Here is a 13,964-nt window from a genome sequence, read left to right on the forward strand (position 1 = left end):
GACCGGCGGAAGTGCCTAATGAGAGTTCGGTAGCTTTGGAAGTGAGGGTACTGCATCCCGGAAGTTGGACGATACCTGCACCGAAGAGGTTGTACCCAGCAGGCATCCCTTTAGAACCTGAATCGTCCAACTTCCGGCGTTGTGTATGCAGAATAGAAACAGGACAATGATCCTGCTGAAATGGGAAGCGTCTAATTCAGAAGATGGACTAATGAGCATGACCCATGGGCGGCCGCCTAAATGTCTCGGAGTCAGCATGGCCGGGCAACGAATTCAACCGGGACCGGTTATCCTTGCAATGATCTGACCCGTTGCAGGCCTTTGGTGCACTACCTCGCCAGGAGCACACTGGCACTGGCTTTGCCGGACATAAGGATAGTTCCATGAACCCCCGCCATCTCCTTCATGCCTCTCTGGCCTTTGCGCTCCTCGGCGCCAGCTCAGGCTGGGCGCAACCGGCGCCCTCCTGTGGGGACACAACCAAGGTAAGCCGATCAGACACTCTCAGCAGCATTGCGGCTCGCTGCGATACCTCTGAAGCGGCAATCCTGCGGGCGAACCCGGCTGTTGAGGGGTCGGACGACCTTCGGGTCGGCCAGGACCTAAAACTCGCCGCCTCTACAGATCAGCCGACAACCGAGCGCCTTGGGTCGCTTGCCCGCGAAGCCGGAAGCGCGCTGAGCGGAATGGCGAAGGATGTCACGTCGTCCGTAGACAACCTCCTCGATAAGAACCCGGATCTGCGCCAACGGCTGGGCGGCATTGGCGATCGTATCAAGTCGACGGACGTCGATGTGAGCAAGGCTGAGGTCTCGCTGACGCCCGGCAACGGTACGGTCGGCACGACGGTGACCGTCTCTGCCAAGGGTCTCCCCGCCAATACGGCGGTGGTCATCGGCGGCGGAGCGCCCCGGACCGCCTATGAGGTTCTCCAGCAAGCCAAGACCGGTGCAGATGGAACCCTCCAGGCAACCGTGCGAATACCAGATTGGAGCACCGGTCAGGAGCGTTTTGTGGTGACGGTCGCTGCCGAAGAGACAGAGTGGAAGGTGCGCTCTGCTCCCTTCCAGATCACCGGCACCAAGCTCTGAGGAGAACAGGGTCCGGCAGGTCAGGCCATCCGTATGACATATCGGAACTAAGCTTTCGCTTCAGTTCCGCCCGACCTGCGCCAACATGGCTTTGACAATCACGCGGTGAAACGGCTTCACCGCGACCAGGTAGATCCGGCCGAGGCGGTTTCTCGTGCGGACGAAAGTCGTCGCTGTGACCGTCTGGCCGTCTCGCGCTGGCGCGACCTCGACCACAACCCGGAAATCCAGATGGGCATCGTCGAACCCCATCACCACCCGCTCAGGCGACGCACTTACGACGGGGAAGATCCCAATCCGCTCTGCCCCCGCCGGCGGTCCACGCTTGAGACCGAATGGCGTGACGGCGAGGTTGCGCAGCACGAGGAGGCCGCTCACCCACCGAGGCCGCCGCTCCATCATGCGCCGGGCCGCTTCACGCGCGTGGAGGGGTTCGGCAACCTGGATGGAATAGGAGTCGGTGAAGTCGGCACCGGGGAGGGGCGGATCTATAGCAATAGGCGGAGCACCGACTATGACCTGGCTAAATCGACGGCATCAGGCGTGAGACCATGCCACTAGGTAGGCCGCCGCGGATCGCTGGCCAGACCCAAGACAGCGAGCAGAGCCTCTGGAACAGGTTCCTGAACGATCTGAGCATAATCAGCACGCAGGACCTCGCCCAGCCGCCTCATGGTTGAACCCTTGAGACCGGGGTCTGAAGGCGGGGGGCCTTCCCCGCCGGTTCCGCCTGGCGACGATGCCAGGGCGAGTGCGCCTTGTGTGTCTGGTTCTGCCGCACGCATCAACGTCCTATCTCCCGGCCAGAGCAAGAGTTTCGCGAAGCAGTAAAGGAGCGCCATAAAGTCGGAATTTAGGCAAGCGCCCGTGTGCGCTTCATGCAATCGTGCAAAGAAATAGTCCGACGCGGGATGAGGCCATGAGCTCGTCTGGACCAGATCGGGGTCGTTCGTCCTGCTCCCGGAGCAGAGTTATGCGGCGCTGCTGGGCACTCCCGCGCAGAGACGCGGGTGGCGCTCCTGCGCGGCGGCACCTTAGGTGCCGATAGCGGGAGCGTATCAGCCTGAGGAGGGGCTGCATGGCCCCTGAACAATCGGGCAGATGCCGTGGCGGCTCTCGCCGCGTCCATTTCCACGGTGACGGAGGCTGCTTGTCAGCCTGGCCGAGCTGCTCCTGAGAGCATTGGAAGCCGAAAGAGCATGAGGACGCTTGTCGTCCGCCCGCAGCCGGAGCGTTCTGCGACGGCAAGTATTCAGATAGTATTCACGAAGGACGCGGTTTTCGCGTCCGGATTGCGAGGCGTGGTTGCATTGAGCAACCGGTAGCCTCGCACCCACCCGGCCACGATCCGTCTGGATCGTGCGATTTGAGCTCACCCAAAGCGCGCCGGGACAGCCTCGCAGAGATCAATGTTAGACTAGCCAAACGTGCTGTATCCGGAGGTGCGGCACGTTTGGGGTATTGGGCCCTAAAAAATATCCTGCCCCTAAACCTCCCTCTAGACCCCTCCTGTATGGGGTCTGTTGGCTTCAGAGGTATCCGACAGCCGCAGGCTATGACCGTCGGCGGGGTAGGGTCACACGGGACGTAAAACGGGGCCTGTGGCCCCTCCCGGGCCGGAAGAGGGCCCTTGTGGAGCCTTGTCCTGCCTCGATCGGCCTCCAGGCCGCTCCTGGCGGGTTTGGGGACGCGCACACAGTGAGAGCGCGTCCCTTTCTGCCGTGAAAATGTATTCCGGCAGTACAAACTGATATGAATACGCTCAAGCCTAATCGCGGGGGAACACCCGCTGTTATGAGATACGCTGAGCATCAGGCTTAGGATGTGTAGATGGGCTTGCGTCAGGGGTGACAGTCATGAGGAAGGGTTCGGGAGCGGTCTGAATGGCGTTCACGTCAGTTCTCCAATTCTGAAACTTATGGCTGTTGGGATCGGCTAGGGCGTAAAGCCCGGAAGATCGACGTGGTATGGAGCCGGATCGACGTAGGCAAAGCTGCCGTCAGGCTGCATCTCGTCTTTGAGCATCTTCTTATGCCGCGCTTTGCAGCGGTTCCTGACGGTGCCGACATAACCGACGGCCTCGAAGAAGGCTTTGGGCGTGGGGTGGTCGACGATAGTCCCGCTCGCATCCCAGAACGCGTTCTGGATCTCGTGCCTGATCGGGTCGCCAGGGAAGATCTGCTCGTGGAGCCTCTCGGCTATCGCGTGTGCGACCTCGGCCTCGCTCTTGGCGGTGTAGCCGTGGACGAGACACTGGCGGCGGAAGCTGTCGAGGGCCCGGAGGTCTCCGATGGTCTCGGTTCTGATCCGGTGCACGGTCCCTTTGGGATCGAGCACGTAGTAGATCGAGTTGAAGTGATCGGCCATGAAATGCCCTCTCACTGCAAAACGACCGGGATCCCCTGCATGTTCATTGCATCAATGACGCGGATCACGCCGTCGAGGATCGCCGTCTGGTCGCTGGTCCAGAATTCGAACATCAGCCAGTCGGAGCTGTCGCCCTGCAGGAACCAGCAGGTGTCGACGAAGCGCTTGCCATCCTCGTGGCGGGTGAAGCCATGCGGTGCGGCGCCAAGGTAGCGGAAGGCGGTGGCGCGGAAGGTGTCGACGAAGGCGATGTCATCCTCGTCGGAATCCTTCATGTGGAGCTCCAGGAGCCAGCCCTTGCCCGGGAAGTCCTTGTGAAGCCTCAGGGTGTAGCGGCTTGCATCCATCGCAGGATCCTTTCCGGGTTTGTCCGATCATCTCTTCATGAACATGACCGGAGAAACGAAAGACCCAGATCAGGCGGTCTATTTGCCCTGCTTGGCGAGCGAGCGCCTTGCCTGAATCTCCTTGATGATCATAGGATGGAGGATCCACCGGTCGCAGCCGATCACCGGGACCAGGATGCTTTGGCGCGAGAGGAGGGCGGCCCAAGATGAAATCGCCCCATCAGGGAAGTCGAAATTTGCTTTGCTCGCCCGAAGTGCGGTAGCCTCCACCTCAGTAATACGGCTAAAGCGGGTGTTGATCCAGCCGCGCTCCTTTAGTTTCCTAAGGGCGTCCTTCACAGTGATGTATGACCGGTGACCTGACACGGCCTGTTCGATCACATCGGCGAGGATCGTTGCCTGCCAGTCGCAAGGTGGGACCCTGAAGCATCCCCAACCAGGCACCTCATGTCCGATGGCGTGTTCCATGGAGTCGGCTTTGATCCTACCTATGGGAAGACAGGGGCGACGGGATGTTCGAAGCCTTTCAAGAGCCGCGAGGTAGGCCTTCGCAAGGGGGCTTGCCCCTCGGGAAACAGCATCCGCCTTTTGGCGGCGCCGTGCCCCCAACTCGGCCTCGCCTTGTCGGAGCTTTGGATTGTGGAGCCACCTGCGATTGGCTGTAGTGAGGATGGCGTCTTCCAGACCCTCTCGTGAGACGTCCCGAGGCAGTCGGGACAGATCGATCTCGATGGCGCCTATGTCCATTTCGACGATGCGGGCAATTTTCTCCGCGCCGCATTCGTGGGCAACGGCGAACTCAACGATGAGGTCGCGAGATCCTTTCCAGACGACCACGTCCGGAACGATGGTTCCCAGGCGGCTCTCAAGGAGCGCGTAGTCGAAGCGGAAGTTCTTTCCTTCGAAGCCGATCCATCGTTCTTGTCCGTCAGTTAGTTCGAGGGTCGGCAGGAAAAGCTCGAGCCTTCGCTCCAGGAGTTCCTTGGCGAATTTGTGAAGAGCAGTTTCAGGGGCGGTAGTACAGGGCCGCCCGTCGGCGGTGCCCTGGTGCCCGAAGTGATGATCCTGAACGTCGCCTTTCCTGGCAACGAGGGGAGTCCCGCAGCGAGGGCACGTGCACCCGCAGGCGATGCCGCGGGGCACCTCAGAAATGTGAGCGATAGAGCCATCTGGCCGCTGTCCAAAGACGAGGCTTTCCTGGCCATCCAGGCAGGCGAAGCTGCTAAGTGGCGAGGTGGCGGTCATCGACGGTACGGCTCCGAGCACTGCGGATCATCTGGACCGGGAGCCTGGGCCGGATCAGCCGGGCTGGCAAGATGTTCTTTGCCGGCCCTAACCCTTGAGGGGACGGCTTTCCCAAGCCGTCAGTGACGACACCCTGACAGCGCCACAGGACGCTGTGCACGGCCGAGCCGCCGAAATCAGGTTTTAGGCCATGAGCCTCGGCATAGGAGATCGCGATCGGGAGTTCCTTTTCGAGGTTCTCGAGGGCCTCGGACATTCGGCGGTTCTACTCGAGCAGGTCGGAATAGAACGGTGTCTGGAGTTCCGAGCCGATGGACGTACCGTCAGGCTGATTGATCAGGATGCCCGTTTCGGTGGCGCGGCTCTGGACGAGGGCACCAATGGCTTCACCGGGCGTCGAGCGCCGATGTCGAGATTGCGGTGGTTACCGTTCAGGGTGGCAGCGAACTTGTCATCGTAGGCCGTGATGTCGATCTTCATGGTCGCCTGTATTCCGGATCGATGACTGGGACGGATTGTTTCCGTCAGGCGGCCTTGAGCACCTTGCCCTCGGCCTCGCCTCGCCGTGATGGCGGCGGTACCGGCTTGAAGCGCCTCGAAGTTGGTCCCGAGCTTTTCGAGGAAAGCGGGATCTTCCAAATGACCGAAATCTCATCGGGGTCATGTCGCACCTGCCGCCGCGGCCGCAATTGTCGTAGGTCATCGTGATCTTCGGCGTCATGACGATCGCATAGTAGAAGCAGGCACGGACGATGCGATCCGGCTGCTCCCCCATGGACGGATGACCTTGGACCAAGAAAGGGGCGAAATGGTCTCCGTTTTAGGCCCGGATCAGCAGGTGACCGACCTCTGTGATCGGATCCGAGGGAATGCTCGGCGCTTCAGAAGGAGCGATTTCGATCATGGCAAACCTTTCGGGGTTTCTCAAATCATTGGATCATCGGGATGATTTTAGAGAAAATCGGACTGCTCCTCGAATTCGACATCGGGGTTTGAAGGCCCGGATACAAAAAGTAGCCCCAAAGGAGCCTCTTTCGGTTCGTTCGGTTCTGAACGACTTAGTACGTGCAGACGTAGCGCATGCCGTTGCTGGCGCGGAAACTTCCGGTGTTCGGGTCGTACGACCGGTACTTGCGGGCGCAGTCGGCCGCCAGGCGGGGATCGACTGTGCCGAGAGGCGGCGGAGGTGCAGCCTGCGCCTAGTTGGCGATCGCCCCAGCGATCAGGGCACCGGCGGCCAGACCGAGAACGCCTGCAGCGACGGCTCCGCCGCTGCCACCGCGGCGGTAGTAGCGGGGGCCATGATAGTAGCGCGGGCCACCATAGTAACGGCGGTACTGGGTGTAACCTTCGCCCGGGTATTCCTTGGTGATTTCCGGCGTGTGGTTGCGGGGACATAAAACCACCGAGAATTCCAATCCTCCGAGGATGAGCCTTCTAAATCTGGGGCGAGCGCCAGATCCGTATGCCCGATGTCCGCCCCAGAACTCTTGGTGTCCGCTCAGATCGCAGAAGTCTCATGACTCGCCGCTCGCTCCGAGGGTCGAAGGCGCTTCTTCAGCAGATTGTGGGTCAGTTCGAGGGTATCTGCCAACCTCTCAACCTGTTCGGCTCCATTCGCGGTGAGATCTGCGCTGGTGATACCTCTCCAGCCGACGCAGATCTCGTGCACAGTTCTTGCGCCCACATTCGCGGATGCGCTCTGCAGTCCGTGAGCCTCAAGGCGGAACCTATGAGAGTCGCCTGCGGCTGCGGCGTCCCGTAGCGCATCAATGAGACCATCCGCGTCCGAGAAGAATTCTTCTACGAGGGCAAGGACGAAGTCTCTTCCTCCCAGTTGCTCGAGATCCTTGAGCAGGGCTTGGTCGATGACGGGGGAAAGGGTATCCGGCGAACTAGCAGCAGGAGCGGTTTCGATTGGAGTTTCGGGGGGAGTTGGGCCGGCATGCTCCTCAATCGCCTTTAGCAGCACCGCCGGCTGAACCGGCTTGGTCAGACATGCATCCATCCCTGCGGCGCGGGTCTCGGCGACGATCTCCGGCGTCGCGTCGGCCGTTAGTGCGATGATCGGGATGCGCCTGCCTTGGGGCTCCGTGAACCGGAACAGGTTGGCGGCTTCGATGCCCGTCATGACGGGCATGTTGATGTCCATGATGACGAGGTCGAAGCACTCTGCCTCCAAGGCATTGAGGGCTTCCTCCCCGTTTTCGACGCATTGGGCGGCATGTCCGCCGCGCTCGAGCACCTTTGAGATCACCAAGCGGTTTGTGGCGTTGTCGTCCGCCACCAGGATCGAGAGAGGTCGGGACGCGACCGGCAGCTCCAGCCTGCCCGCCTCGCCCCACAACGATCGCGCCCAAGACGTCTGCGCAGCTGCCGCCCTCGCGGCGGTTCGCGCTTCTTCTGCCGTGAAATCGAGCGACAGCACGCTGCTCGACACATGCATCAGGCTTGTTTCCGCAAGATTGCGGGATGCATTCGGGCGGATCAGCACCGGAGGAACGGGAAGGGCCGCCCTTTCGATCTCTGCGGCCAGCAAGTCTGCCGGCATGTCGCTGCAGAAGAACGGAACGATATGCTCGCTCCGGGTCTGCAGGATCCATTCCTTCCCCTCGAGAGGGTTCCGAACGACGGGGCAATCGCCCCCACCGCCGAGCCGGAGCGCGAAGACCCGTGCAAGGTCTGAATCGTCGCAAACCAGAAGGGGTTGGATCGGGAGAGGCTGTTGATCGCCGGGAGCGTCCGTAGCCGATGCTTCCATCGGCAAGATGAACCAGAACGAGCTGCCATGGCCCTCCCGGCTATCCACCCCGATCCGGCCGCCCATGGCCTCAATCAACTGCCGGCAGATGGAGAGGCCAAGGCCCGTTCCGCCAAAGCGGTTGATGATGGTCTCGTCAGCTTGGGTGAAGCTGTCGAAGATCCTGCTCATGGCCTGCGGGGCGATGCCGATGCCCGTGTCGGACACGACGAAGCGAACGAGGCTCCTTCCGTTCTCGGTTACGGGATCGGCTGCGAGTGTGACATAGCCCCGTTCCGTGAACTTGACGGCATTACCGAGCAGGTTGAGCAGGATCTCTTCGAGATGATGCTTCGGACCATAGAGCTGCAAGGGCGTATGCGAGGCGATATGGATCGTTGTCCGAATCCCTTTCTGCTGAGCTTGCATGAGAACCATAGCGCGAGCGGTGGACAGGACCTCCAGCAGATCGAAGTCGATCCGTTCGATCGGCATCTTTCCTGCTTCGATGCGCGACAGGTTCAGGATGCTGTTGATCTGCCGCAGCAAGGATTCGCCGGCGGAGCCGATGGTGCGGATAATGCCGCGCTGCTCCGCGTCGAGATCCGCCCCGGCCATGAGGCCCGACAGGCCGATAATTGCGTTCAGCGGCGTTCTCAGCTCATGACTGACGCTGGCGAGGAACAAGGTCTTCGCTCTATTGGCCGCTTCCGCCTGTGCCTTGGCGTTTGAAAGCTTCCGGATCAGCGTGCTGGCATAGAGCGGGAGCACGATGAGGCTCAGCAGAAGGGTCGCCGAGAGATAGATGTCGTCGCGCCATCGCGGCGTCGTGTAGATGACAATGGTGAAACAGACCACCGAGACAGCCACCGCAATATAGAGGAAGCGGAGGCCGAAGCGGAATCCGTTGCCGAACGTGATCCAGAGATAGAGTAGGAAAAGAACGGATGACGTTTCTCCGACGTAGTGGAGCTGCACGGAGGCTGTCGCGAGGTCGCTGACGATGGCGATGATCCGGCGGATCGTCGATTGGTTCGGCCTGAGCAGAATATGAACGGCGATGCCTACTGAGACGAAAGCGAAGATTGTCGCAGCAATTAGCGCCTCGCGCGGGACCGACGGATTGATCCAGAATGTATAGGCCGCGATCAGGCTCAGGAAGATGAGCCTGTTGAGGCTCATCTCATGTTCGCGATCAGGGCTGTTTCTCAGCCGTGACAGGATGTCGGCGATCACGAAGTCTGGACCTTCTTGGGTGATACGCTCTGGCTCCGCAGCAGATAGCGGGGATGATCCCTGAGCAGGGCTTCGAAGGTGCTGGGCGGCACGGGGCGACTGAACAGATAACCCTGAGCCTCATCGCAGGCATGGCTAAGCAGGCAGGCTAGCTGTGGATTAGTCTCGACGCCCTCGGCGACCACCTTCAGCTTGAGGCTCCGGGCCAGGGATATGATCGCCCTGACGATGGCCTCGTCGCGATTTCCGGCCAGAAGGCTCGAGATGAAGGAGCGGTCGATCTTCAAGGTATCGACGTCGAAGTTCTTGAGATAGCTGAGGGAGGAAAAGCCCACGCCGAAATCGTCGATGGCGACTCTGACCCCGAGGTCCTTGAGGCTGCGCAGTACCTTTTTGGTACGCTCGACGTCCCTGAGCAGGCTGCCTTCCGTGAGTTCAATCTCAAGGGAGGCGGGGTCGAGGCCTGTCGTCCTGAGGGCATCCTCGACGAGCTGGACGACATCCTGGCGCAGGAACTGCACCGGCGACAGGTTGACCGAGATTCGCATCGGGCCGTGACCAAGACTCTGCCACGCCGCCGCTTGCGTGCAGGCGGTCGCCAGAACCCAGGCGCCGATTTCGTTGATAAGCCCCGTTTCCTCCGCAATGTCGATGAACACGTTAGGCGACGTGAGGCCGAACTCGGGCCTGCTCCAGCGCAGGAGCGCCTCCGCCCCCGCGATGGCTCCTGTCGCAAGATCGATCTGAGGCTGGTAATAGAGCTCGAACTGCTCCTGCGCGATCGCCTTTCGGAGGTCGGCCTCCAAGCTGATGTTGTTCCACGAGATGCTGTCCATTTCGGGCGAGTAGAAGCGCAGCGTGTTCCTGCCCTCGGCCTTTGCCTGGTACATGGCGAGATCAGCATACCGTAGAAGCTTCTCGGCATTTCCACTGTCGCAGGGCGCCAGGGTGATGCCGATCGTGCAGCCGATCCGAACTTCGGTCTCCTCGAGAAGGAACGGCGCGGAGAGGGAATCGATGATCCTGCGCGCCAGGGTCGCCGCATCCTCCGGCGCTGCGATATTCGCCTGCACGACCACGAACTCGTCACCGGACATGCGCGCGACCAGATCGGTGCTCGAGACCACTCCGAGGAGGCGGCCTGTCACCAACTGGAGCATGCGGTCGCCGCCGGCATGGCCGAGAGCGTCGTTAACCGCCTTAAACCGGTCGAGATCGATTAGAAGGATCGCGAAACGCGTGCCCTCGCTGGACAGCTCTTGCTCGATCCAGTCGTTGAGCATTCTCCGGTTGGGAAGGTCGGTCAGTGTGTCGTGCAGCGCGATATGCCGCAGTGTGCTTTCTGCCTGCTTGCGTTCCGTGATGTCGACCGATGTGGTCAGGACGCTCGTCTCTGCACCCGCAAGGGCAGGCATCAAGGTCTTGGTGGTCAGGAAAGCCCGTTCGGCTCCGGAGATGTCGACGATGCTCTCCTCAAAGCTCACGGCACTCCGCTGGTTCTTCAGAATGGATCTGTGTACATGGTGACTAAAGTCCGGCTTGTTGCTGCGCAGAACGTCGCTGAGCAGCCTCCCAGTTAAGGCCTCCGGCGTGGAACTGACGAAATCGGCGAAATGGGCGTTGACGAAGACGATCCGGCTGTTCTTATCGGTGGCGCTGATTAGGGCTGGGACGGTGTCGATCACCTGCGCCAGAGCTTCCCGGCTGCTGCGGACAAGTTCCTCCTGAGAGCGCTCGCTGATGCGCAACTGCTGCTCGAGAGCCCGGGCCCGGCCCTTGATCTGCTGCTGCTGGCGCTGCAGCTTGAGGAGGTTGCGTGCGCGGGTGACGAACTCATAATGGTCAACAGGTGATCGGAGAAAGTCGGTCGCACCCGCCTCCAAGGCGCGAAGCCGGAAGGCCCTGTCGTCATAGGCGGTGATGACGATGATCGGGACATCTACTCCGTTGACGCTACCCCTCGCATGCTTGGTGAATTCCGCTCCGTCCATACCAGGCATCCGAAAGTCGGTCACGATCAGGTCCGGAGCGTTGCCCTGGAGCCATTCAAGCGCCTCAACCGGCGATGCAAAGGCATGCACCACCGCACCTTCCTCAATCGTCTGGGAGAGCCTGGAATAGATGTTGCGGTTCGTGCTCTTATCGTCGAGGATCAGAATGACTGCCATATGTTGCCCCCGGCATCCCCGGACTGCTCGTGAGATCGATCCTCGGCCCCTGCTGAACCTGCTCAGAAAACCCGGACTCTCGACCTTTTCTTCCGATGCCATTCCGCGGATCGCGTGGTATGTCCTAAAGCGTGCCGTTTATCTTTCTCGATAGTCCATCCGTATCTGCTATCTGATCGCTCTCTTGCATCCCAGATTACCTGAAACATGCTTATGATCAGGATACTATTCATACTTCAATGACGTAGAGAATGTATGCTGCTTTGGTTGGTTTTCTATTTATTTGGTTAATGTAAATTCTTGTGACTCGAGCTTATGACTTAGTTTATGATAATATTATATTAATACAATTTCATGTTTTTCTGATTATCACATAATAGCATTAACCACGATCTGAGACAAATCTTCCTAGAGACTACCAACAATACTGTTAAGGGATCATTATCCTTAAGGAAGGGCTCCCCTCCCAGGGTGCCGCTCGACAGCGAGATGAAGCTCGTTGCGTTGAAATTCTCTATGACGGAGAACAGGATGTTGTCCCCGCTGGCCAAAGCCAATGGCCTTTCCTATCCTAACGAACAAACCACTTTAGATCGCGAGATCCCGACGCCTACTATTTCCGCGACGAGGCCCGCAGTCGAGCGAGACGGGCCCAGCTCGACCAACCTCCTGCTGCCGCATATCGACGTGAACCTCGACTTTGATCAGAAGATCTATTGGGCCGCCATGCGTCCGAGCCGACATCCGATGATCACGATGGAGCTTCTGCAGGACATGATGTGCGTCCAGGAATCCGTGCGGGCGATCATGGAGGAGGGAAACCGCGAGCAGCGTCAGCACCTCGAATATTTCGTCGCCGGATCCCAGACGCCCGGCGTGTACAATTTCGGCGGCAATCTGGCGTATTTCGCGAATTGCATCCAGCGCAAGGATGCTCAAGGCCTTCGGGAATATGCCTATGCCTGCATCGATGTGGTGTACGGAAATTCAATGGCGTTCCATACTCCCCTGATCACGATCACCCTGGTGCAGGGTGATGCGCTGGGCGGCGGGTTCGAATGCGCCCTGTCCTTCGATGTGCTCGTCGCCGAGAGGAGCGCGAAGATGGGACTGCCCGAGGTGCTGTTCAACCTGTTTCCCGGCATGGGAGCCTACAGCTTCCTCTCTCGGAAGATCGGAACGGCCGCCGCCGAGAAGATGATCATGAGCGGGAAGGTCTACACCGCCGAGGAGTTGCATCAGCTCGGAGTCGTCGATGTTCTTGCCGAGGATGGCCAGGGAGAAAATGCAGTCAAGGACTACATCGCCCGCAACCGGCGCAAGCACAATGCTCACAGGGCGATCTACCGCTCACGGAGGCGTATTGCCCCAGTCACCTATGAAGAACTGCGCGACATCGTCGACATCTGGGTCGAAACCGCCCTGAATCTCGACGAGCAGGATCTGCGCAAGATGATGCGGCTTGTCGCTGCGCAGGAACGCCGCTCGGACAAACCTGAGTAGCCGGCGGCTCTGCCTGGAAGCTTAGAAAGTTTCTGAGCAATTGAGCTTCTAGAATTGTCTCGTTCGATCAACTCCCGAATCGGTTGCTGATGGTCTCCGGCGGTGTCACTGACAGCCAGACCACCAGCACCTCGACCAGAACCCAATGAGCGGCATCCAGAAGATAGAGCGTGTTTCGGCTTGCCCTGAGATCAGATCGAGCGAGTTGGCACGGGCGCTTGGCCTGCCCCGAGTGGGTGATCCGAGTGTGATGTTAATTCAGGGTCGGTCTAGGCGCCAGCTTGGAAGCCGGTAGCAAGACCTCTGGTGCGGGCGCACAGTTGGTGATGCCGGCGCCAGCTTTCGATGAGCACCTTTGCCTCTTCCAAGGTGTAGAAGATTTCTCCCTTCAGCAGTTCATCCAGAAGCTTCGAGTTGAAGCTCTCGCAGTTGCCGTTCTCCCAGGGGCTACCGGGTTCGATGTAAGCCGTCTTGGCTCCCACGGCCGTGATCCATTCACGGACCGCTTTGGCCACAAATTCAGGTCCGTTATCGGAACGAACATGACTTGGGATGCCTCGCAGGACGAACAGATCCGAGAGCACGTCGATCACATCGACCGCTTTCAGTTTCCGGCTCATTCGGATCGCCAGGCACTTGCGCGTGAACTCGTCGATGATGTTGAGTATGCGGAACTTGCGCCCGCCATGGGTGCAGTCCTCGACGAAGGCATACGACCAGACGTGGTTGGGATACTCTGGCCGCAGCCGGATGCAGGATCCATCATTGAGCCAAAGGCGTCCTTTCTTCGGCTGTTTCTGTGGCACTTTCAGCCCCTGCCGCCGCCAGATTCACTCGACCCGCTTCTTGTTCACCCGCCAGCCGGCCCCTCGCAGCAGGGCAATGATCCGCCGATATCCATAGGTGACCAGGCGGCGAGTTCCGCCTCGCTGCATCGCGCTAAATCTATGACGCGGGGCACCTCAGTCACCGTCACATCGACAAAGCGGCCCTTCATGTCGCGCTCGGCGTAAACGCGACATGGTCGTCAACCTTCAGAGCCTTCCAGCGCTCATATCCTGGCCACGATGGAAATCGTGTTGTCGAGCTGCGCTCGCCTGCCAGAATGGCGTCGAATGTCGCCTTCGAATTCAGACCCGACCATGCGTCGCGTCCGTATGAGAAATGCATCGTCACCTTGAGCATGCTCATGATCACTTTCGTGGGATTTCAAATCTGAGTTTTTGCTGCCTCGTCCCGAATAATGATCTGACCCCTGCGCTCCCTG

13 protein-coding genes and 1 pseudogene are annotated in these 13,964 nt (G+C 59.8%); 2 read left to right on the top strand and 12 right to left on the bottom strand.

Annotated features, from left to right (window positions below; all coding sequences use genetic code 11):
• Positions 1-383: 383 nt before the first annotated feature.
• Positions 384-1,091, top strand: coding sequence for a LysM domain-containing protein (locus MA07_RS20870; RefSeq protein WP_036356241.1), 708 nt, complete (start codon positions 384-386; stop codon positions 1,089-1,091).
• A gap of 60 nt (positions 1,092-1,151) precedes the next feature.
• Here the strand turns inward: MA07_RS20870 and MA07_RS20875 are convergent, their stop codons facing one another.
• From MA07_RS20875 to MA07_RS20915, 10 genes are all read right to left on the bottom strand, one after another.
• Positions 1,152-1,607, bottom strand: a complete 456-nt coding sequence (locus tag MA07_RS20875) for a DUF2867 domain-containing protein (protein WP_052003391.1) — start codon at positions 1,605-1,607, stop codon at positions 1,152-1,154.
• Between the two features lie 1,419 nt (positions 1,608-3,026).
• Complete coding sequence (locus MA07_RS20880; protein WP_036356246.1) at positions 3,027-3,458, bottom strand: hypothetical protein; 432 nt, start codon at positions 3,456-3,458, stop codon at positions 3,027-3,029.
• Positions 3,459-3,469: 11 nt separating this feature from the next.
• Positions 3,470-3,805 carry a hypothetical protein gene (locus MA07_RS20885; protein ID WP_036356248.1) on the bottom strand — a complete coding sequence of 112 codons (336 nt, stop codon included), beginning with the start codon at positions 3,803-3,805 and terminating at the stop codon, positions 3,470-3,472.
• Between the two features lie 78 nt (positions 3,806-3,883).
• Entirely contained in the window at positions 3,884-5,050 is a 1,167-nt protein-coding gene (locus tag MA07_RS20890) for a hypothetical protein (protein WP_052003392.1), read from the bottom strand.
• A complete protein-coding gene (locus tag MA07_RS20895; protein ID WP_036356251.1) occupies positions 5,028-5,306 on the bottom strand; it encodes a hypothetical protein in 279 nt (92 codons plus the stop codon). The genes MA07_RS20890 and MA07_RS20895 overlap by 23 nt, the downstream gene beginning before the upstream one ends.
• Before the next feature lie 80 nt (positions 5,307-5,386).
• Positions 5,387-5,689: a hypothetical protein gene (locus tag MA07_RS20900; protein WP_036356254.1), complete on the bottom strand. Its 303-nt coding sequence runs from the start codon at positions 5,687-5,689 to the stop codon at positions 5,387-5,389.
• 419 nt (positions 5,690-6,108) lie between these two features.
• On the bottom strand, positions 6,109-6,204 hold the full coding sequence (locus tag MA07_RS31335; RefSeq protein WP_348270416.1) for a BA14K family protein: 96 nt from the start codon (positions 6,202-6,204) through the stop codon (positions 6,109-6,111).
• Between the two features lie 45 nt (positions 6,205-6,249).
• Entirely contained in the window at positions 6,250-6,456 is a 207-nt protein-coding gene (locus tag MA07_RS30985) for a hypothetical protein (RefSeq protein WP_244445321.1), read from the bottom strand.
• 95 nt (positions 6,457-6,551) lie between these two features.
• A complete protein-coding gene (locus MA07_RS20910; protein ID WP_052003394.1) occupies positions 6,552-9,026 on the bottom strand; it encodes an ATP-binding protein in 2,475 nt (824 codons plus the stop codon).
• Positions 9,023-11,194 (bottom strand): EAL domain-containing protein, encoded by a 2,172-nt coding sequence (locus MA07_RS20915; protein ID WP_036356257.1) that lies wholly within the window; start codon positions 11,192-11,194, stop codon positions 9,023-9,025. The genes MA07_RS20910 and MA07_RS20915 overlap by 4 nt, the downstream gene beginning before the upstream one ends.
• A 531-nt stretch (positions 11,195-11,725) precedes the next feature.
• Between MA07_RS20915 and MA07_RS20920 the strand changes: the two genes are divergently transcribed.
• Entirely contained in the window at positions 11,726-12,697 is a 972-nt protein-coding gene (locus MA07_RS20920; RefSeq protein WP_036356384.1) for a crotonase/enoyl-CoA hydratase family protein, read from the top strand.
• 258 nt (positions 12,698-12,955) lie between these two features.
• Here the strand turns inward: MA07_RS20920 and MA07_RS20925 are convergent.
• Positions 12,956-13,599 (bottom strand): annotated as a pseudogene (locus MA07_RS20925) (IS3 family transposase); the annotation flags it as partial.
• Positions 13,600-13,690: 91 nt separating this feature from the next.
• Positions 13,691-13,888: a hypothetical protein gene (locus tag MA07_RS20930; RefSeq protein ID WP_152568965.1), complete on the bottom strand. Its 198-nt coding sequence runs from the start codon at positions 13,886-13,888 to the stop codon at positions 13,691-13,693.
• Positions 13,889-13,964: the final 76 nt, after the last annotated feature.

It is taken from the genome of Microvirga sp. BSC39 (genome assembly GCF_000739015.1).
In the GTDB taxonomy this organism is placed as follows: domain Bacteria; phylum Pseudomonadota; class Alphaproteobacteria; order Rhizobiales; family Beijerinckiaceae; genus Microvirga.

Excerpts from the sequence above, each read along its gene's own strand:
- MA07_RS20870 (WP_036356241.1), top strand. The coding sequence starts at position 384 with ATGAACCCCCGCCATCTCCTTCATGCCTCTCTGGCCTTTGCGCTCCTC.
- MA07_RS20880 (WP_036356246.1), bottom strand. The coding sequence starts at position 3,458 with ATGGCCGATCACTTCAACTCGATCTACTACGTGCTCGATCCCAAAGGG.
- MA07_RS20885 (WP_036356248.1), bottom strand. The coding sequence starts at position 3,805 with ATGGATGCAAGCCGCTACACCCTGAGGCTTCACAAGGACTTCCCGGGC.
- MA07_RS20890 (WP_052003392.1), bottom strand. The coding sequence starts at position 5,050 with ATGACCGCCACCTCGCCACTTAGCAGCTTCGCCTGCCTGGATGGCCAG.
- MA07_RS20895 (WP_036356251.1), bottom strand. The coding sequence starts at position 5,306 with ATGTCCGAGGCCCTCGAGAACCTCGAAAAGGAACTCCCGATCGCGATC.
- MA07_RS20915 (WP_036356257.1), bottom strand. The coding sequence starts at position 11,194 with ATGGCAGTCATTCTGATCCTCGACGATAAGAGCACGAACCGCAACATC.
- MA07_RS20920 (WP_036356384.1), top strand. The coding sequence starts at position 11,726 with ATGTTGTCCCCGCTGGCCAAAGCCAATGGCCTTTCCTATCCTAACGAA.
- MA07_RS20930 (WP_152568965.1), bottom strand. The coding sequence starts at position 13,888 with ATGAGCATGCTCAAGGTGACGATGCATTTCTCATACGGACGCGACGCA.